Origin of the sequence: Fibrobacter sp. UWP2, from assembly GCF_900141705.1 — a bacterium.
Taxonomy (GTDB): Bacteria; Fibrobacterota; Fibrobacteria; order Fibrobacterales; family Fibrobacteraceae; genus Fibrobacter.
Map to the genome: position 1 here is coordinate 1 of NZ_FQYM01000024.1, position 17,955 is coordinate 17,955.

Here is a 17,955-nt window from a genome sequence, read left to right on the forward strand (position 1 = left end):
GAAAAGAGCATGAAACTACTTGACAATGAAGCGCTAATAGCCTAGATTTACACCAGTTGGAGACCTGGATTTTCAACTAAAAAAGGGACAAATTCAGCAATATACCACTTTTCTCTTTTTGGTTCTTTTTCTCTTTTTTGAGGAAAATTACATTTAGCAACATCCACAAAGGAGGCGTCATGGACGCAATCAGAAAACCGAGCGTAGAAACGCTCGTGAAAATCGGAAAATTCGAATTGACGGTGGTCGCTTACAGGGCTATTACCGAAGCCGAAGCAAAGATGGCCGCAAGGCAATATCTGGCAAACACTAAAAGCCGGTCATATCCAAAGACCGGCAAGGGGAAAATCGTGACTATTATCGGGCACGACGGGCTTTAAACGCTAAAACCGAAAATAGCCTTGGACACAATCTTCATTGCATTCAAGGACGCTTCTTGCGCCTTGAGCGTCTCTTGAATAAATTTTTCAAAATCCGCCTGTTCTAGCATGTGGTAAGTTGGGCCGGCCTTAGCCTCGGCCTCAGCTTCTTTCCATATTTTTTCGTTTTTCTTTGCCATGCCGTTAATATAGATTTGGCGAGGCGATGCGGACGCGAAAAAGTAACAAGTTATTTTTACGGGCAAAAAGAAAGGCCGCCGAGGGCGACCTGAGTTGAAAGAAACCGTGCTTTAATCACACAAAGCCTTTACCACAGCAATCTTTAACCTTTTTCCCGGAATTACAGGGACACTTTGCATTTCGACCAAGCGATCTGTAGTATTTCGCCTTGACATCTTCCGCTTCTTTTACAAAATCTATTTGCTTTTCGGACGGATACCTGAACGAAACGACTGTCCGCCGGTCTTTATTAGTTATGCAAAAATCTCCAAGGGTAATCACGTTCATTCCGATAATCATATCGAAATCATTTATGGATTTTGTCGAAAGCAGCTTGACATTCCTGACAATGACCTTGTTGAGCAGTTCTATATCGGCAATGTAAACATTGACCTTGGAAGAACCACCAGCGTGATTCATGGTTGCTTCACTTATCTTAGTCAGCCCAATTTTTTCAGCAAAACTTTCAGAAATAACACACTGCGTAGCGCCAGTATCCCACAAAGCATTCAATTTAACCTTGTCTACAGATCCTGGTTTCGAAACAAAAGCGTCGGACTTTATCCTGTGGGTTATCCCGTTATAAGTAATCGTAAACGAAAGACTCATCCGATGAGTCCCATAGTAGAAACCGTCGCTGTATAAGCCTCCTCGCCAGGAATACACGTCTGAAGAGAGAAATTACCCTCGCCAAACATGCCTACACCTTCAGAATAAGCCTCGCCAACAGAATCATAAGCACCGACAAGCTCATCGCCATGAAACAAGAGCTCTTTTCCACAATACTTCTCGACAAGTTCGCTCTGGTGAGCAATGAAGTAATCTAGCGCTTTTGCGTGAATATCTGTAACCATATGACAAATATACATTTTTTACAATTTTAAACAAAACCACATTTTACATCATTTTTGTAAAACGACGGCGTTTTATTCATTTTGTAAGAAATAAATTACATATTAAACCGGGCTTTTCCAGCCTTCGGCGCGGACGAACCAGTAGGCCCACACGGGCACGCCCTTGACCTTGCAATCGGGCAGGCGGGCGCACTCGATCATCCAACGGACGTAATCCTGGTAGTAAATCTGGATGTCGCCCTTTTCGCCGTGACGGAGCGCCGGCAGGCCTTCGCGCACCCAGGTGTAGACAGCCTTTGGCGTAACGCCCTCCTTGGCGGCGAGTTCCTTGGGGCTGTACTTGCCCATGTCGGGCTTTGCAGCCAGGGCCTCGGCGCGGCTCGCCACGATGCAGAAAAGCGGACGATCCATCGACTATTCCGCATTCTCGATTTCAAGCGTTTCCGTTTCGGAAAGTTTCGTGGACCATTTTTCGAGTTCGCTGGTAAGTTCATCGTCCACCTTCTTCAATCCGGCAATCATCAGCTTGTGAATCTGCTCGTAGGACAGTTTGAGTTTTTCGCCCTCCTCGGACAGTTTGACATGCTCGCGTATAAGAATCCTGAACGACTTGATGCACGTGATTCTTGCCTTGCAGTATGTGACTTCCATTTCCTTAGCGTTCATACCTTTTCCTTGGTTAAGTTCGTTGCTATCCCCATTTCTTCCAGGAAGCGGTTGTGCGCGTTGAGTAGCCGTTTCTTGAAGAAATCCTCCTGCTCGGCAAAAGTCTCGCCGAAAAGCTCGTAATCGGTAGCGCCCATTTTCTTGAGCTTGTAGATGACGTCGTACACCGGCGTATTGGTCCCTGCGGCCCATTTATACACGGTCTCCGGCTTCACGCCAACCTTCTTGGCAAGTTCCTTCTGTGTGATGCCTATGCGGGCCACGAATTCTTTAACTTTAAACTTTGGCATGCATATAATATAACAAAACTTTTATAAAAAATACAAATTTTTTATAAAAATTATCATAAAAAATATAAAAACTTGTATAAAAAGTATTATATTTGAGAAAAACACACCGAAACGATAGGCAAAAGCACGGCATGAAGACGATTGGACGCATCTACGCAGTTTTACTTGAATGCTTTACCGCCCGCATCAGCGCCGAAGAGGCCCTGGAAGCAATCCGCAAGATCCTGATGATGTAAGATACCCAGCATCTTTTTTTTTGTAAGAAATAAATTATAAAAATTGTCAAAATATATATTGACAATAGTAAAAATATAATGTATATTATAGACATGGAAATCAAAGTGAAAGAGATGATAAAGCTTCTTGAGTCGAACGGATTCCGGCAAGTCAGGTCAAAGGGTTCGCACTTCCGCTACGCTGACGACAAGGGACACAAGGTCACGATACCGGCAGGGCACGGAATGAACGAAACCTTGAAACCCGGAACCGCAAAGTCGATAAAGAAGCAGGCGGGGCTGAAATAGGCCCCTCCCCTCTCTTTGAAAAGTACACAAGACGAAGACAACAATTAGAAGACGAGGTATAAGATGTACTACACTGCAAAACTCACCAAAGAAAAAGACGGCGGCTACTCCGTAAGCTTCCCCGATCTGGACGGGTGCTTTACGCAGGGCGACACCCTTGAAGAAGCGCTCGCAATGGCGAACGAGGCGATGGAACTTACCCTCGAAGATGTGTTCGACGGCGACCCGCTGCCGGAATGCAAGACAAAAGCCAACGAGAAGAAGGGACTCTACCGCATCGACGTGGACCCGGAACTCGCTATCGCGCTCCAGGTGGCCGCAGCTCGCGGCAAGGTGCCACAGGCAACCGTCGCCCGCGAAATGGGCATGACCAAGCAAGCCTACCAGCGCCTTGAAGACCCGAAGGCGAACCTGAGCGTCAAGATGCTTAAGCGCATCGCCGAAAGCATGGGCAAGCGCCTGGAAGTCCAGTTCGTGTAACTCGCACCTCACACAAAAAAAATATAGCCCGGAGAAATCCGGGCTTTTGTCGTCAGCAAAAAAAGATCAGTGGATTTTGCGGATTACGCAGTATCCAGGAACCAGCCCGCCTTCTTTCGACTTGTAGACGACCGTAATATCGGCCTTGACGTTTGCACCAATCTGCACCTTGGTCACGTCGACTCCGTCAGCAACCTTCACTTTGATCCTACGGTCAGAAACCGCCGGGACTTTCGCAGCCCACCCGCTCTTTACGGAGTCAAGGTCGGCCGCACGAATCTGCACATCGACCTTTTCAAAATCTTTCAGCTCATCGACAGCATCAATGTCGATATTCTTCGGGAACGCGTCTACAACTTCTTTGGGAAAGTTGTAATCCTGAAAGTCGTTAAATTTAAACGCGCTGCTGTCGCCGAAGGCGTTGAAAATCTTGTACGAATCTTTTGCAAGCCTTATCGAATCCGAATGAGGGATGGCACGCTCTATGATTTCGCGAACGGCATCGGCATCCTTACCCACGTCTGCTGATATCATGTTTATGATTGTCGTATTGTTCGAGTTGATGACAGGAGACGAAGAAGCGTCGCCAGGAGAAATAACTCGGTAAGCAATAATGCCGCCAGCAATCAGCAGCGCAAAGAAAAGAATGAACGGTACAGCCTTGTGATTCATAACCGCCAAAGCCGAACTTCACAACCAGGTCATCGTAAAGCGATCCGATTTCAATCTTGTTGACATCAACCGTGACCGACTTGATTGGTGCGTCGAGCAGAGCGGAAAGAATTTTAGGGAACCTCTTTGCAATCCCATCAAATCCCTGAAGAGAATCGACAACTTCCTGCAATGACGGCGTCGTTCTCCTGTCGAAGAAAAAAGGCATTGGCAAAGAGATTTCGTTCGTTTTTATAATATACCTTTTAATCTTGTCAGCAAACTGACAAAAAGTAACAACTAAAATTTGTTGATGGGTTTGGCGGACGGGAGCAGGCGTTCGATTTCCTGGCGGACAATGTCCTTGACTTTTTCCTCGGGGACGAGGCCTTTTTTCATCAGGTCTTCCATAAGCTGTTCGCGGAAGCCTTCGAGCAGTTCAGGATGCGCTTTAAGGAATTCCGGAGACGGAGCCGCCGATACAGGTTCGGGGGCGGGCCGGTGGGTGTCGGCATAGTCCACGCCGAAGAGGGTTTCGACGGATGCGCCGGCCTGCAGCAACTTGACAACGGCGTTAAAGTCGGGTCTACTACCGTCTTTATGCATATATTGCCATTTATAGACAACCTTCGGACCTATTCCAACGAGTTTAGCAATTTCTTCAATCGTTTTACCGGTCTCTTTTTTAAGAGTTTCGAGATTGATTTTGTGTAAAAATTTGTTTTCCGATTCGTCCATATTCGTAAAAATAACCAATTCAATAAAATAAAGAAAATTTTTCTCCAAAAAAAAGAAAAAAAGTATTGACTTTCTCCAAATGAGAAACTATATTCTCTGTTGCAAAGACAAAATTCTTTGTAACAGAGAATCTATATTCGACTCTGTTATGACAAAAAGGACGTTAAAATGGCAAAACTTCTTCAAGTAAAACTCCCGCCAGAGATGGACGCCATGTTTGCCGACATAAAGGCGGAACGAGCAAAGAAGTTCGAACCCTTATCGAACACATCAATCGTTATTGACGCCATAAAGGAAATGCATTCCAGAATTCAGGAGCAGCAGTAATGGCATGGCTCGCACACGCAATTCAATCGCACAATTCGTGAGCTTCGATATGACGGCAATGGCGAATCGCATTCAAGGCATGACAGACGCGCAGCTCGGCGCGTGGTGCAGGAAGATGGTAATCGACTGCTGCTCGGGCTGTCTTGACCCGAACACCGACCCTTTTGTTCGCTCATACTACAACCGTTCGCACTCCAAGATGCTTGAAAAGCAGAATCAAAACTCACGCAATTACCAATCACGTATCGCACGAAGAGCCGCAGAATTTTTCGAAAACGAAACAACCGACCAACCTATAGCTGAAAGCGCAATGCGCACCTCAGAGGCCGAAAAGGCCTTGGCAAATGGGGACGCTCGCGAGGGATCCCTGAACGTTGCCGACGGCAGCAATGCCGCCCGAATGGAATCTGGTACATCTGCCAAAACTTTAGGCAAGGCTAGGGAAAGCCGGCGCACGGTGGGCACTCCTAAGAGGGTTGAGAAGCCTACGGCAAGCCATGCCGAAATGCTCCCCGAGCGTTCCCCGGACCTGTTCGGCGAAGGCGAGAAGAAGCCCTACGGCACTTGCAAGAACGTGCTCCTTTCCGATGCCGACGGTCACCACCTCCGCGATGTGTACGGGCAGGACCTCTCGATAGCAATCGAAATTCTGGATTCCGCGCTGGAGAACAACCCGAAGCTCAAGAAGCGTTACAAGAACCACGCCGCAGTGCTGCGCTACGGCAACTGGGTGTGGCAGGAAGTCCAGAAGATCAAGGAGCGTCAGGTTCGCCTGGAAACCGCAGAAATCAACAAGAAGGCCGCAGAAAAACGCGCCGCGAACGGCGACGGCCGCACATTCAAGCAGAAGGACAGCGACGACCGCAACGAATGGCTCCGCACGTCCATGTTCACAAACGAGGCCGCAAATGGATAGGATGAACCGTTTAATCACAAGCATTTGCGCTTGGATTCTGTCAAGACAGTCCAAAGCTTTCATGAAGCGGATGGGCTTCAAGAATATCCGCCGCAATCTTGGCAAGCATAACGACCTTTTTGTAGTCGCCTACATCTGCACCGACTATCCGTTCTACAAGGGAAAATTGAATGTTGCCGCAGACAACGTAATCGATATCATCCAGCCTCAAAATCATTTCGATGCGCATCAAGCAGACTCTGACAGGAGTCATGATCCCTGTCCTGATAAAGCGCAAGATACTCGGATTCGCTGACACCGTAAATCACGTAATGCCCACCGTCTTTATAAAGGAAAAGTTCATGCCCGTCATACTCTGCTTGAAAGAACACCGGACTGTCAATGTCGGTAATAACGCTGTCAATAATCATGCCTTTAACCTCTAACAAAAGAATAGAAAAAGAATTTATGGATAACGTCCAGGAACAGGTAAACACGCTCGCCAAGGCGCTCAGGCTGCAGGTCATCGAGGCGCTGGTGAAAATCGACCGCGTGAAGTACGGTGCGCCCAAGATCGATGGCGAGGAACTCTTCTTCACGGTCAAGAGCATCGACGCGCTCCCCTGCTGCACGGCACAGCTGCGCAGGCTCTTCGAGGACACGCACGACTACCACAACGATATCGGCATGTACCCGCACGCCGCGACCATCGGCGACCTGGAATACTGCTGCAGGCACCGCACTATCGGCTACAGCAGCAGCCAGCACGTGCCCAACTCGTGGCTCCCGAAAAAGCAGGATGCCGACCTGCGCACGCTGCCGGCATTCAGGCAGCTCGCAAACATCTACCGCCCGCTTATCGCCGCAGGCAAGCGCATCTTGCCGCCGGTTGACCGCAAGGCCGTCGAGAACGAGGCGGACACAATCATCAACGAACTTGCGACGAATCTTATTGGAGGATAAATGTCGACGAACGTATGCGTATTTATCGGGCGACTCGCCAAGAACCCCGAAATCACCACTCTCCCGAGCGGCAAGGAGCGCACCCGCTTCAGCATCGCCGTGGACCGCGATTACAAGAACGAGGACGGCTCGCGCACTACCGACTGGCACAACGTGGTTATCTGGGGCAGCGCGAATTACATCCGCAAGACCCACCTTGGCCAAGGCGACAAGGTGTGCGTGATGGGCCGCATGGAAAACAACGAGTGGATTGACAACGACGGCATCCAGCACCGCGAAAAGGTGCTGAACTGCAGCAAGATTGAACTGGTGCAGAAGAAGCGCAGCGACAAGGATGCCGCCGCCGAAGACACCGCAGCCGCAATGCAGCAGGGCACCCTGCAGGAAGAAGACGATTTACCGTTCTGATGGAGGCAACCATGAAGAAACTGTTCTACACGGAAATAAAGAACGCCCAGGGCCAGTATGAGCCGCTCGGTGTAATGACGATGGAAGATGCGTTCAAGTACGCATGGGCGCACGACCACGCCACGGTCAAGTTCACCGAGGCTCAGGCGCTCTCGCCCGCAGGCACCGCCCGCTGACCGCCCAAAGGAGGCCCGCCATGGGAAAGCGCAAGGATATCTGGAAGAACCGCACGGTCACGCCCGAAATGATGCAGAAGGCCATCAAGCGCCACAACTTCTATCTCGCTTTCGAAAAGCTCTGCGAGAAACTCGGCGAGACGAGGAATTTCTTCCGCCTGATCCGACGCCGCGACCCGGAAGCCACCATCGGCGAAATCGCGGAGTTCAAGCGCAAGATGACGCGACTCCTGGCATTCAATTACGACGTGCACCGCTGCCCCGAGCCGTGCACCAACAAGAAACTCTACGGGGACGAACCACTCAAATACCCGCCCGAATGGAGGGAAGCATGACCGTAATTATCGCCAAAAATCCCGTCGGAAAACGTTATCGCCTCACAGTCGAAGACGACGGTACCCGCGTCAAGCAAATCACTATAACCGGAGTCGCACCGATGTGGATACAGCAGCGCGTAAACACTTACCGCATAACGAAACCGGACTACCTGAACGTGCTCGCGCTTCTCAAGTCTGAACTGATACGTCACGGCGAACTCGAATCCATTACGGCATAAATACGAACGGAAACTTCAGCAGATGAAAAATTCAAGACCGTGGATGAACAGCGACGTCGCAGCGCTTCGGGCTGGTCGACAGCCTCACGGGCGAACGTACCGGGCATGCATGATGTTCTGCATCAGACACGGCATCCCGTTCCCCGGGAAAAAGGCTTTCGAAGAAAACAAGGAACTCGACAAAAAATTCACACAACTACAAGGCATCATCATGACTAAAAAAACACAACCCAAGAAAAGCACGACGGCGAGCGTCAAGGACGCGAAGGCCGCGGCAAAGGCCAAGGCCACCCCCGACGCCGTGAAGGCCACAAAGCAGGACGCCACGAAGTCTGAAGAACGTTCGTACAGCTTCCGCACCATCGACGTAGACAAAATTCTCGGCAATGGCGACAACGTCCGCAAAGTCAACGACATCGAAGATCTCGTCAGCTCGATCCAGGCGCACGGCATCATCAACCCCATCACCGTCACGCAAGACGTCGGCATGGCTACTTACTATCGCGTCATCGCTGGTTTCCGCAGGCTTGCGGCCGCAAAGCAGCTCAAGCTGAAGAAGGTCCCGTGCCACGTGGTAAGCAAGGACACCGAAGGTTTCGATGAAATCCCGCTTTCCGAAAACGTGACGCGAATGGACATGACGCCATACGAAGAATGCATGGCCGTGAAGAGCCTTTCCAACAGCAAAAAGACGCCCGCCGCCATCGCAAAGCATTTCGGGCGCACGTTGCGCTGGGTACTGGTCCGCAAGAAGCTCGCGGACGCTGGCGAAAAAGTCCTGAAGAAGGTCAAGGAAGGCGTAATCGAACTTGCACTGGCCGCAAAGATTGCCGACCTCCCGGACAACGTCTTCAAGCGCGAGCTCGAAAGCTGCTACCGCACGGACAAGTATTTCATCGACGGAGTTCTGGACCGTTACCACAAGGACCTGAGCCGCGCACCGTTCGAGCACGAAGCCTGCCTGAAATGCGACAAGTGCAGCGCATGCCAGGCGGACCTTTTCGAGAACGAACCGAAGGCCTACTGCCTCGATCCGAATTGCTGGGCCCGTAAGGCCAAGAAGGCCGCAGAGGCCAAAGTTAAGAAACTCCAGGAAGAAGGCAAGAATGCACGAATTGGAAAATTCTCCAGTTACGGCGTAGACTGCATGGACGAAGCCGACAAATATGAAATCGGCAAGTATGACAGCAGCGGACAGAAGCAAGCCAAGGAAGCCGGCATCCAGAAGAGAGTCCTTGTCGATGCAGCTACTCTCAAGACGTTCGAATACTTTGACAAGCGAGACCTGCCCGACTACCACGAAGAAACTGAAGAGGAACGCGAAGCAGCAGAAGAAGAAGAAAGAAAGGAATTCCGGTTCCGTAAAACAAAACAAGACATGACGAAAAACCGTCTCCGCAAAGCCATTGCGGAAAAGTTCCAGAAATGCGACAAGGATGACGTGATTGCACTGCTGCTCTTTTGCTGCTACGACCTTGATGACACAATCGACGAATCGCAGTATGACATTCTCGGAATCAAGAACGACGAAAACCGCTGCGCAGGCCTTTCCGACATCGACAATCAGGTCAGGCCTTGCGACATCCACGACGCTGTTCTCGGCAGCGTTGAACACATCCTCGAGAGAACCTACGATATCGATATTCTACGGAAGATGTACTCCATCATCACTTACGGCGACCCGAAGGAAGCCGAACCCGTGGACGACGAAGTCGAAGACGAAATCAAGCGCCAGGACGAAGAACGCACAAAGAACAAATCCGAAGACGACGATGACGATCTTGAAAACGAGGAGGAAAACAGCGATGACTAACGAATTGATGATTGATATTGAAACCACGGGCCAGAAGCCCGGATGCAAGGTATTGAGCCTCGGGGCCTTCGGCTTCGACAAGGACGGCAACCAGGTGGAATTCTACCGCCGTTTCGCCATCGACAAGCAGGCAGATGCCGGGCTCACCGATGACGCCAGCACTATGGACTGGTGGCAAAGGCAGTATCCAGAAGCACGCGCCGAAGCTTTCGGCGGCAAAACTGATCCGGCAGAAGGCCTTGGAGAATTCAAACAGTGGTTCCTGAAGAATTTCAGCACGGGCAAGAATGACGAATTCCGCGTGTAGGCCTGCGGCCTGGATTTTGACTTTCCGATTCTGCAATACTTCATGCGGACTTTCGGTTATTCCTTTCCGTGGTTCTTCTGGAATCAATATGACTATCGGACCATCAAGAACCTGTTCCCGGTAATCAAGGCGGACGAAGGCAACGTCGCTAAGCACACTGCCCTGGAAGATTCCAAGGCTCAGATGCGCAGGCTCAGGAGTTTCTTCGTAAAGCTCTACACTGCACGAAAGAACGGCGTCATCAACTTCTAAATAAAGCCCGGCGACAATGAAAAAGGCAACCAATGAACGCAAAAAACTTGAAAAGGCAGCTGGTTAACATTTGGATGTGGTTCGTGGCCATCGTGGCCACCATGTTCATCGCGTGCTCCATCCTTCTCGGCATCGGATCTGTCGTATTGGGGACGATATCATGGCTAAGATAAACATCATGGCCGAAGCCCGCAAAAGGACTCTCGAATCGATGCAGCGAGTCGCCGATGCAGCCAAAAACGACGATTCGTCAGAGGTCGCAACGGCCGCAAAGGCCGACAGGAAGTCTCGCATGCGCATCAACTACATCAGGTGGCGAGACAAGCACATCGAAGAAATCCGTCTCAAGGCCCGCTTGCGCTACCACAAGAACCATCCAGGATCGAAGAAATACGAAAAATGCTGGGAGAAGGAGGACAACTAATGGCTATGCAATCACACCACTTGCACACACACGGTCCGCAACCGCTCTACATGCAGATAACCGTCGAAGAATACAAAGCCCTCAAGAACGAAAACCGCGCGCTCAAGGTGCTCAGCGAGAATGCGGAAAGATGGCACCACATTGACGAATGCCTTCCTGAAGAAGACCAGTACGTTCTTTGCTGCAATTACGAGGATTCCGCAAATCCTGGCTACGACGTAATGATGGTCGTCAGCAGGACGCTTCAGGGAGGCTCCGTAAAGCAATGGTTCAACGGTCACGACTATTTAAGCATCGACGACGTAACGCACTGGATGTACTTGCCGAAACACCCGGAGAATGCAAAAACCAATGGAGAACGCCAAAAATAAAACATACGTCGTTTGCCACCTATGCGGATTCCGCAAGTGGTGCACAACGGACAAGAACCAAAAGCCGATTTGCCTTGCCTGCAAGACATACGGCGTCAACCCAAGATTCACCAAGGACAAATGCAGATAAACAAATAAACGCTGAAAAAGCAAAGGAACAAACAAATGTCTAACAACCACGAACCGCGCTCAGCGCAGAGCAATGATTTTCGGGTGGACACCCGTTTCGCCCAAAAACGACATCGCAAGCGTCGTCAACGGCACCAAACATAGAAAGCCTTACCAAATCAAACTCATCAACAAGCGCCTTGCCAGCAACGGCTTGAGGACCATCCGCGCATAGCGCAAAGGAACAGACAAATGGATAACAATAACGAAACAAACAAGCTCCCAGAATTTCTCAAGGAAATCCTCGAAAGATTAGAAACACGCAAAGACTCACCCAGCGAGAAAATCATAAAGCTGGCTATCGAACGCGACACCATCTACGACAAAATTAACCGCAAGACGAAGGAACTTGAAGCCATCGAGAACGACGCCCTCGACGAAGTTTCTTTCCTGAAAGCCCAAATCGCCGGACTAAAGGACCAAAAGGAAATTCTCGGCAAGCGCATCAAGCAGCTGGTGGACGAAACCTAAAACCACATCGGATGTAGCTTAATTGGTTAAAGCGCGGCTATACCCGAATATCGGTTCGACTCCGATGAAAGAAGGTGTTAAACGGTTACACGCGGGAAGAAGGTGCCGAAGGTTGCGGGTTCGACTCCCGCCATCCGAGATAATAACAGGAGACACAACATGAACTTTGTAAAAATTGGTGAAAATTACATAAACATTGACAACGTGACTACAATCGAAAAAACGGAAAATGGCTATGTACTCCACTTTGCCGGACAAACACACAGCCGCAAATGCAGTAACGCCGATATGATAAAAATCAAGTTGGCGTTAGATACCGAGAAAATCGTTCTTAACAACCCTCTGGTGGAACCATGAACATCGTTCTCGCAATCCATCCGAAGTGGGCCACGCTGATTTATTCCGGGAAAAAGACAATCGAATTCCGCAAGTCTTTTCCGAAAATCTACTACCCGCTCATGAAGATTTTCATTTACGAAACGGCACCAGTTTGCCGCGTCACAGGATATTTCACCTGGGCCGGAACAAAGCGATTCCAGAATGTTGACTGGACAAAAGCCGACGCATACCACAAGAAAATCCTCGACGCCGGCTGCGTGCCTGCAGAAGATCTGAACGCCTACCAGGGCAACCGCAAGACGATTTGTGGATGGGGCGTCGAGAAGACGGTAAAGTTTGACAGGCGGCTCACGCTGCTAGACTTTGGCATAAACACACCGCCGCAAAGCTGGTGCTATACCGACTACGAAATCACAGCCTTCGGGCAAGGGAGATCCGTAAAATGACAATCACACTTTCTTGGCCAGTGACAGCCATCATCATCTTCGTCCTTGTCACGCAGATTTGGGCGTGGACGAGGGACGGTAGCAGTTTCTATTTCCCGATCTCGGACAGGGGTTTCGCAGTCCTGTTCGCTACGTTCATAGACGCATTTTTCATTGCCGTAGTAGGAGGTATTTGGATATGGTAAAAGCAATTGACGACTACACAACTGACGGCTACATAACCATTAAAGAGCTGACAAGTAGCAGGTCGGCGTTCAAGTGCGCGACGTGCGACAACAATATAACCGAATTGAGGGCCATGAAGTTCCCGATATGCGACGAGTGCATGAAGGACCTGAGCCGAATAATCTCCGAGCGTAGGAAACCGAAAGTAGGGTGATTGGAGGTGTAGAATATATTAAGAAAAAGGAGCAAAAAAAAATGACCGAAAATGAACATGTAAAACTCACACCAAGACACTACGGCGATCGAGCTGAAGAATGGATGCGGACCAAGGAAGACAACGTCAAAGGCGACATGTGTTTATGTAATGGTCTTGATTATTATTACAACGGTGAAAAATGGACCATTGTTAATTCAATATTCAACAGAAAAAAGTCGTCTGACTTTAACGCAAGGCTAAAATTGTACGAAAGGTTGGTTGACAGGCTCGTAGCAAGAGAGACGACGAAAACGAAAAACAATTCCGTCGATTACAGCATAGTAGTGCTTTGCGGACTGATAATGATGTTCACTCTAGGATTCATTCTAGGCAGCTTGTAGAACCAAACCAATAAGCGAGACAACAAAGGAGAGAAAACCATGAGAAACATCGCAGGAAAACCATGCTTCAGCGTGAAAGATCTCGTCGATTTTTCCGGCTTTTCGCGTTCTTACATCAGCACTCTTATTGCCAAGACGAAGGAAGGCAAGCTCTCGCCTCCATTACCATTCTATGATTTCGTGACCAACAAGCGCCATAAGTATTTTTTCGAAAAGGACGCTATCTTGTCTTGGTTCGACGCCATAAGATCTGTCTAGGAGTACAAAATGAAACGTTACAGCATCTTCCAAAAGCACAAGCGCAGGGGCAACATGACCTGGTACGGCCGCATATCGGAAAACGGCCTGTTCCACGTCATTTCCCTCGGCACCAAGAAAAAGGCCGACGCCATCGCCTGGCTCGATCTGATGAACGCGCAGAAGTTTCTTCCGGAAGGATTCGCGAGCGACAAGCCCGACGCGCACCTGGTCGAACTCAAGAATAAGTTCGTCGATTCCATCGAGGTCGCAAACTCGGCAAGCGATTCGACGGTCCGCGCATACCAGCTCAGGCTTTCGTATTTTCTCGACTGGGCTGCATCGAGAGGCAAAAAGCTCGTGTCCCAGGTCAGCGACAAGGACGCCGTCGACTTTTCGACCGTCATCGCCACCAAGTACGCCCCGAAGACCGCCAGCGAGATCCTGAAGCTCACCAAGGCAATGTTCTCTTTTTCCCAGCGTATATACAAGACCATCGGGAACCCGTTCGAGTACGTGCGCCGGCCGAAGCTCAAAAGGACCGCAAAAGGCTTCTGGACGCCAGAAGAAATCAACGCCATCTTGGCCGCAGCTCCGAGCACCGCATTCCGCAAGTTCTGGGCCCTCATGGCGTTCGCCGGACTTCGCTACTTCGAAGCCCGCGATTTGCGCTGGAAAGACGTCTCCGGGGACAAGATCACGCTCATGGGCAAGGGCGACAAGCTGGCCACCGTTCCGCTGTCAGAACGCCTCAAAAACGAGCTTGGCGAGCCAGGGAACCCGGACGAAACCATCGTGGCCTCAGGGACGTTCGCCAACAACACCACGAGCATCCGCACGCTCCGTGCCGCAGTCATATCCGCCGGCCTGGATCCCGAAGGCGCAAACAACCACAAATTCCGCCACAGTTTTGCCAGCAACCTCATCAGGTCAGGCGTAAACATCAAGGCAGTCCAGCAGCTCATGCGCCACGAATCCATCGACATCACCCTGAACACTTACTCGCACCTGATGCAAGACGACCTCAAGGATGCAATCAACGCAATCTAGTCCCTTGTTTTTTTGGTTTTAGGTGGTTACAAAATGGTGACTACATCTGCACACAACAAGGAAAAACGGCAAAATTACGCAAAAAACGGCAAATAGCGTATTTTTAGAATTTTGGCAAAAATCGGCATTTTCGCAGGTATCAAAAACAGCCGAAAAAATAAAAAAAGTGCCGAAATCTTGCGAAATTCGGCACTTTAGTGGATGATGCAGGGGTCGAACCTGCGACCCGCTGATTAAGAGTCAGCTGCTCTACCAACTGAGCTAATCATCCATTGTCGCTTGGACGCGCACAATTATAGAAAAGGATTTAACCCTTGGCAAGGGGATTTTAGAAAAAAAATTATCTTTTTTTTGAAAAACTCGTCAAAATCTATGAGTCTAAACTACAATCGGCTAGACGCCTACCTTTCTTTTTTGGGAGTGGAACGGAACCTCTCCCCCAAGACCCTCCAAAGCTACCAGGAGGACTTGCGGCACTTTGTCGCCTGGCTCGACGAACGTGGGCTCGACCTCAAAGAAATGACACCCGCCGTGCTGGACGAGTTCCTGACACTGACCGCCGAGCGCGAGGACTACTCCCCCACCTCGGTCGCGAGGCACTTTTCGAGCCTGCGCGGGTTCCTCAAATACATGCAGAACCAGGGCGAGTACGACTACAGCACCGAATCCATGCTCGCCACGCCCAAGCTGGGCCACTACCTGCCCGAGTACCTCACCCGCGAAGAGGTGGACAGCGTCTTTGAAAGTGCCGCCAACGGCAAGAACCCGTTGCGCGATACGGCGCTTTTCGAGCTCATGTACAGCGCGGGGTTACGCATTTCTGAAACGCTAGGCATCAAACTTTCGCAGCTGGATCTGGACAATGAATGGCTTACCCCCATCGGGAAGGGCAACAAGCAGCGTCTGATTCCGCTCGGGAGCAAGGCGAAGGAGAACCTGAAGGCGTGGATTGAAGAGGGGCGCCCACTCACCCACCCGACTACAGACAACATAATTTTGAACTCCCTCGGCAAACCGATGACCCGCATGGGAGCTTGGAAAATCGTACAACTGCACACGGCCCACTTGACCAAGCAGGTCTCGCCGCACACCTTCCGGCACAGCTTTGCCACGCATTGCCTGGAGGCAGGCATGGACCTGCGCGTACTGCAGGAACTTCTCGGCCACGCCGACATCAGCACCACGCAGATCTACACGCATATCGACAAGGAATTCATCAAGCAGGAACATAGGCAGTTCCACCCACGGGAAAAAGGGGCTTCTGCCTCCGGTTAAAAAAAACTATAATTGCCGTTGTATGGGAAAAAAAAGGAGCTATAGTATGAGAAAAAAGGTTTTCTCTCTTTATCTCGTGGTCTTTTTTTGTACCACATTGTCATTTATAGCCTGTAGTAACGGCGATTCCTCCAGTCGCGAAGTTATAACGGAAGTCAACTCGATTTTCGAACTCGGAATATGTGGCGAAGATAACGAGGGCGATACGGTATATGCCAAGGAACAGGATGCAGATTACTACTGCCACGAAGCGAAATGGTCGCCTGTTGCCACCCCCGCTTCATCTAGCTCTGCAAAATCCTCTAGCAGTGTCGCCAGTTCATCGTCCATGACCAAGGACGAACTCAAGACGTTTACAGAGCTGTGTAAGGCTTCCGGTGGTACCGCGAAAGATGGGGCCTGCGTCTGCAAGAGCGAACTCTGCGATATCGGTGCAGTCTGTAACACCATCACGGGCGTCTGCGGCAACCAGAGCAAGCCCTCCGACATATCGTCGGATTCCAAGAGTTCCAGTTCTTCAGCTACAGCAACATCTTCTTCCAGTGAAAACAAGCCAACGACTTTCGCCGACTTGTGCAAGGCATCGGGCGGTACGGCAAAAGACGGGGCTTGCGTCTGCGACGAAGTCTCCTGCGACGAAGGCGTTCTCTGCAACACCAAGAGCAAGGAATGTGCGAACAAGGACGCTGTTGAAATCGAATGTGACGCGAGCTACAAGAACTCCTGCTCCAACAGCCCCGCAAGTATCGGCATTGTCAAGGAATGCATAAAAGGAATCGTCGTGAACCGCTCGTGCGGCACAGTCTCTTGCAACGAAGAGGGCTCGGACTGCGGCGAATGCCTCGACGACGTACAGACTTGTACCGAAGACAAGAACTTCAAGGCGACCGTCACCCGCTGCGAAAAGGGCAAGAAGGTGACCGAGAGTTGTAACGGGAAATCCTGCGACCCGCGCGACAACGCATGTGGCGAGTGCACGAACTACGAACACACCTGCACCAACGATGAAACAGGAAAGGGAACTGTCTACGAATGCGTCGCCGGCGAAGCCAAGAAGGCCGTTTCCATATGCGGCAACAAGTCGTGCCGTACCGACAAGGCCATCTGCGGCGAGTGCCTGAACGGCGAACTGAGGTGCGACAACGACATCAACAACAACGCCATCATGTACAGGTGCGTCGACGGGCAATGGGAAAGACTCCATAACAAGTATGACCCGCTCGACAAGGACAATTACAAATGTCCCGTCGCTTGTAGAGAAGGCTACCCTATAGATAAGATGATAGACCAATGCGACATGGATCAATGTTCGAATTGCGATCCCTGCTGGGGTGAACCCATGATTGGATCACCCTCCAATCCAAACCCCTGCTACGACGAGGAACGTTGCAAACAAATTCTTAAGGACGAAGACCCCGACTACCCGCCGTTCAGGGATTTTGAGACGAAACAGAAATGGAAGGACCTGATTCCTAGCAAAAAGATGGTAGCAAAAACCGTCCACGGGTACAACTGGATGAATCACAAAACAGTCTCCGATCCTGATGAACGCGTGGAAGATTTCGAATTCGACCTTACTAACGAGACACGCCGCGTATCGTGCGACGCCCTGGGAACCTACTTCGGAGTTTGCCACAATTCCCTCCAGACCTGCATCAACACAAGTTATCACAAAGGCGGATTCATGGTGGTCTGCGCAAACGGCGAGCTTGTCGACACCGATGGCAACAACGACGGAATCGCTTGCAATTGCGAAGATCTTGGCAACGTCAACGCCTACGGATGTTGCTACACCAGAAGTGCCTGCTTCAAGCAGACCAACTGGGCTAGAGACCGCTGCGCTAAGCCCCAGAGTACCGCTGCCGACGAATAATTTCATCGACTTTTCAAGAGAAAGGAACCGCAAGGTTCCT

General features: G+C 50.4%; 33 protein-coding genes, 2 tRNA genes and 1 pseudogene. 25 read left to right on the forward strand and 11 right to left on the reverse strand.

Annotated elements, in window-relative coordinates; all coding sequences use genetic code 11:
* The first annotated feature begins 179 nt into the window (after nt 1-179).
* Nucleotides 180-380, forward strand: a complete 201-nt coding sequence (locus tag BUB55_RS10640; protein WP_073191022.1) for a hypothetical protein — start codon at nt 180-182, stop codon at nt 378-380.
* Here BUB55_RS10640 and BUB55_RS10645 read toward each other — a convergent pair.
* The 6 genes from BUB55_RS10645 to BUB55_RS10670 form a co-directional block, all read right to left on the reverse strand.
* Nucleotides 377-559, reverse strand: a complete 183-nt coding sequence (locus BUB55_RS10645; RefSeq protein WP_073191025.1) for a hypothetical protein — start codon at nt 557-559, stop codon at nt 377-379. The genes BUB55_RS10640 and BUB55_RS10645 overlap by 4 nt on opposite strands.
* A 115-nt stretch (nt 560-674) precedes the next feature.
* On the reverse strand, nt 675-1,208 hold the full coding sequence (locus BUB55_RS10650; RefSeq protein ID WP_073191042.1) for a retroviral-like aspartic protease family protein: 534 nt from the start codon (nt 1,206-1,208) through the stop codon (nt 675-677).
* The gene (locus BUB55_RS10655; RefSeq protein ID WP_073191045.1) at nt 1,205-1,453 is read right to left on the reverse strand and encodes a hypothetical protein; all 249 of its coding nucleotides are present in this window, start codon (nt 1,451-1,453) and stop codon (nt 1,205-1,207) included. Before BUB55_RS10655 ends, BUB55_RS10650 begins: the two co-directional genes overlap by 4 nt.
* A 102-nt stretch (nt 1,454-1,555) precedes the next feature.
* On the reverse strand, nt 1,556-1,864 hold the full coding sequence (locus tag BUB55_RS10660; RefSeq protein WP_073191048.1) for a hypothetical protein: 309 nt from the start codon (nt 1,862-1,864) through the stop codon (nt 1,556-1,558).
* 3 nt (nt 1,865-1,867) lie between these two features.
* Nucleotides 1,868-2,119: a hypothetical protein gene (locus tag BUB55_RS10665; protein ID WP_073191051.1), complete on the reverse strand. Its 252-nt coding sequence runs from the start codon at nt 2,117-2,119 to the stop codon at nt 1,868-1,870.
* The gene (locus BUB55_RS10670; protein ID WP_073191053.1) at nt 2,116-2,409 is read right to left on the reverse strand and encodes a helix-turn-helix transcriptional regulator; all 294 of its coding nucleotides are present in this window, start codon (nt 2,407-2,409) and stop codon (nt 2,116-2,118) included. Before BUB55_RS10670 ends, BUB55_RS10665 begins: the two co-directional genes overlap by 4 nt.
* A 329-nt stretch (nt 2,410-2,738) precedes the next feature.
* Here BUB55_RS10670 and BUB55_RS10675 point away from each other — a divergent pair, with 329 nt between their 5' ends.
* Both BUB55_RS10675 and BUB55_RS10680 read left to right on the forward strand, forming a co-directional pair.
* A complete protein-coding gene (locus BUB55_RS10675; RefSeq protein ID WP_073191175.1) occupies nt 2,739-2,933 on the forward strand; it encodes a type II toxin-antitoxin system HicA family toxin in 195 nt (64 codons plus the stop codon).
* Nucleotides 2,934-2,996: 63 nt separating this feature from the next.
* On the forward strand, nt 2,997-3,413 hold the full coding sequence (locus BUB55_RS10680) for a type II toxin-antitoxin system HicB family antitoxin (protein WP_073191056.1): 417 nt from the start codon (nt 2,997-2,999) through the stop codon (nt 3,411-3,413).
* A gap of 66 nt (nt 3,414-3,479) precedes the next feature.
* Here BUB55_RS10680 and BUB55_RS10685 read toward each other — a convergent pair whose 3' ends face one another.
* Together BUB55_RS10685 and BUB55_RS14025 are read right to left on the reverse strand one after the other, a co-directional pair.
* A complete protein-coding gene (locus BUB55_RS10685) occupies nt 3,480-4,085 on the reverse strand; it encodes a hypothetical protein (RefSeq protein ID WP_073191059.1) in 606 nt (201 codons plus the stop codon).
* A gap of 279 nt (nt 4,086-4,364) precedes the next feature.
* Nucleotides 4,365-4,670, reverse strand: coding sequence for a hypothetical protein (locus tag BUB55_RS14025; protein WP_143153015.1), 306 nt, complete (start codon nt 4,668-4,670; stop codon nt 4,365-4,367).
* A 300-nt stretch (nt 4,671-4,970) separates the two neighbouring features.
* Between BUB55_RS14025 and BUB55_RS14245 the strand changes: the two genes are divergently transcribed.
* Nucleotides 4,971-5,129 (forward strand): hypothetical protein, encoded by a 159-nt coding sequence (locus BUB55_RS14245; protein ID WP_159431966.1) that lies wholly within the window; start codon nt 4,971-4,973, stop codon nt 5,127-5,129.
* 310 nt (nt 5,130-5,439) lie between these two features.
* Nucleotides 5,440-6,045 carry a hypothetical protein gene (locus BUB55_RS10695; RefSeq protein ID WP_234971906.1) on the forward strand — a complete coding sequence of 202 codons (606 nt, stop codon included), beginning with the start codon at nt 5,440-5,442 and terminating at the stop codon, nt 6,043-6,045.
* Between the two features lie 40 nt (nt 6,046-6,085).
* Here the strand turns inward: BUB55_RS10695 and BUB55_RS14030 are convergent, their stop codons facing one another.
* Together BUB55_RS14030 and BUB55_RS14035 are read right to left on the reverse strand one after the other, a co-directional pair.
* Nucleotides 6,086-6,274 (reverse strand): hypothetical protein, encoded by a 189-nt coding sequence (locus tag BUB55_RS14030; protein WP_143153016.1) that lies wholly within the window; start codon nt 6,272-6,274, stop codon nt 6,086-6,088.
* Complete coding sequence (locus tag BUB55_RS14035) at nt 6,243-6,455, reverse strand: hypothetical protein (protein ID WP_143153017.1); 213 nt, start codon at nt 6,453-6,455, stop codon at nt 6,243-6,245. Before BUB55_RS14035 ends, BUB55_RS14030 begins: the two co-directional genes overlap by 32 nt.
* A gap of 37 nt (nt 6,456-6,492) precedes the next feature.
* Between BUB55_RS14035 and BUB55_RS10705 the strand changes: the two genes are divergently transcribed.
* From BUB55_RS10705 to BUB55_RS10785, 18 genes and pseudogenes are all read left to right on the forward strand, one after another.
* Nucleotides 6,493-6,987, forward strand: coding sequence for a hypothetical protein (locus tag BUB55_RS10705; protein ID WP_073191072.1), 495 nt, complete (start codon nt 6,493-6,495; stop codon nt 6,985-6,987).
* A complete protein-coding gene (locus BUB55_RS10710; protein ID WP_073191075.1) occupies nt 6,988-7,395 on the forward strand; it encodes a single-stranded DNA-binding protein in 408 nt (135 codons plus the stop codon).
* A gap of 11 nt (nt 7,396-7,406) precedes the next feature.
* The gene (locus BUB55_RS14250) at nt 7,407-7,571 is read left to right on the forward strand and encodes a hypothetical protein (RefSeq protein WP_159431967.1); all 165 of its coding nucleotides are present in this window, start codon (nt 7,407-7,409) and stop codon (nt 7,569-7,571) included.
* Nucleotides 7,572-7,591: 20 nt separating this feature from the next.
* Nucleotides 7,592-7,906: a hypothetical protein gene (locus tag BUB55_RS10715; protein ID WP_073191078.1), complete on the forward strand. Its 315-nt coding sequence runs from the start codon at nt 7,592-7,594 to the stop codon at nt 7,904-7,906.
* On the forward strand, nt 7,903-8,127 hold the full coding sequence (locus tag BUB55_RS10720) for a hypothetical protein (RefSeq protein ID WP_073191081.1): 225 nt from the start codon (nt 7,903-7,905) through the stop codon (nt 8,125-8,127). Before BUB55_RS10715 ends, BUB55_RS10720 begins: the two co-directional genes overlap by 4 nt.
* A 22-nt stretch (nt 8,128-8,149) precedes the next feature.
* Nucleotides 8,150-9,940 (forward strand): ParB/RepB/Spo0J family partition protein, encoded by a 1,791-nt coding sequence (locus tag BUB55_RS10725; protein WP_083596984.1) that lies wholly within the window; start codon nt 8,150-8,152, stop codon nt 9,938-9,940.
* 7 nt (nt 9,941-9,947) lie between these two features.
* Nucleotides 9,948-10,499: pseudogene (locus tag BUB55_RS14585) on the forward strand (3'-5' exonuclease).
* Nucleotides 10,500-10,531: 32 nt separating this feature from the next.
* A complete protein-coding gene (locus BUB55_RS14260; RefSeq protein ID WP_159431968.1) occupies nt 10,532-10,672 on the forward strand; it encodes a hypothetical protein in 141 nt (46 codons plus the stop codon).
* Nucleotides 10,660-10,923: a hypothetical protein gene (locus tag BUB55_RS10740; protein ID WP_143153018.1), complete on the forward strand. Its 264-nt coding sequence runs from the start codon at nt 10,660-10,662 to the stop codon at nt 10,921-10,923. The genes BUB55_RS14260 and BUB55_RS10740 overlap by 13 nt, the downstream gene beginning before the upstream one ends.
* Nucleotides 10,923-11,294, forward strand: a complete 372-nt coding sequence (locus BUB55_RS10745) for a DUF551 domain-containing protein (RefSeq protein ID WP_073191096.1) — start codon at nt 10,923-10,925, stop codon at nt 11,292-11,294. Before BUB55_RS10740 ends, BUB55_RS10745 begins: the two co-directional genes overlap by 1 nt.
* Before the next feature lie 202 nt (nt 11,295-11,496).
* Complete coding sequence (locus BUB55_RS14265; protein WP_159431969.1) at nt 11,497-11,637, forward strand: hypothetical protein; 141 nt, start codon at nt 11,497-11,499, stop codon at nt 11,635-11,637.
* Nucleotides 11,638-11,654: 17 nt separating this feature from the next.
* A complete protein-coding gene (locus BUB55_RS10750) occupies nt 11,655-11,933 on the forward strand; it encodes a DUF5320 domain-containing protein (protein WP_073191100.1) in 279 nt (92 codons plus the stop codon).
* 7 nt (nt 11,934-11,940) lie between these two features.
* Nucleotides 11,941-12,072 (forward strand) — tRNA-OTHER (locus BUB55_RS14270).
* Nucleotides 12,073-12,092: 20 nt separating this feature from the next.
* The gene (locus BUB55_RS10755) at nt 12,093-12,290 is read left to right on the forward strand and encodes a hypothetical protein (RefSeq protein WP_143153019.1); all 198 of its coding nucleotides are present in this window, start codon (nt 12,093-12,095) and stop codon (nt 12,288-12,290) included.
* Nucleotides 12,287-12,718 (forward strand): hypothetical protein, encoded by a 432-nt coding sequence (locus BUB55_RS10760; protein ID WP_073191106.1) that lies wholly within the window; start codon nt 12,287-12,289, stop codon nt 12,716-12,718. The genes BUB55_RS10755 and BUB55_RS10760 overlap by 4 nt, the downstream gene beginning before the upstream one ends.
* A gap of 420 nt (nt 12,719-13,138) precedes the next feature.
* Nucleotides 13,139-13,480, forward strand: a complete 342-nt coding sequence (locus BUB55_RS10775) for a hypothetical protein (protein WP_143153020.1) — start codon at nt 13,139-13,141, stop codon at nt 13,478-13,480.
* Nucleotides 13,481-13,519: 39 nt separating this feature from the next.
* Nucleotides 13,520-13,738, forward strand: a complete 219-nt coding sequence (locus BUB55_RS10780; protein WP_073191121.1) for an RING finger protein — start codon at nt 13,520-13,522, stop codon at nt 13,736-13,738.
* A gap of 9 nt (nt 13,739-13,747) precedes the next feature.
* The gene (locus BUB55_RS10785) at nt 13,748-14,767 is read left to right on the forward strand and encodes a tyrosine-type recombinase/integrase (RefSeq protein ID WP_073191123.1); all 1,020 of its coding nucleotides are present in this window, start codon (nt 13,748-13,750) and stop codon (nt 14,765-14,767) included.
* Nucleotides 14,768-14,965: 198 nt separating this feature from the next.
* Here BUB55_RS10785 and BUB55_RS10790 read toward each other — a convergent pair.
* Nucleotides 14,966-15,038, reverse strand: a tRNA-Lys gene (locus BUB55_RS10790).
* Nucleotides 15,039-15,139: 101 nt separating this feature from the next.
* Between BUB55_RS10790 and BUB55_RS10795 the strand changes: the two genes are divergently transcribed.
* The gene (locus tag BUB55_RS10795) at nt 15,140-16,042 is read left to right on the forward strand and encodes a tyrosine recombinase (RefSeq protein WP_073191126.1); all 903 of its coding nucleotides are present in this window, start codon (nt 15,140-15,142) and stop codon (nt 16,040-16,042) included.
* 46 nt (nt 16,043-16,088) lie between these two features.
* On the forward strand, nt 16,089-17,915 hold the full coding sequence (locus tag BUB55_RS10800; protein WP_143153021.1) for a hypothetical protein: 1,827 nt from the start codon (nt 16,089-16,091) through the stop codon (nt 17,913-17,915).
* Nucleotides 17,916-17,955: the final 40 nt, after the last annotated feature.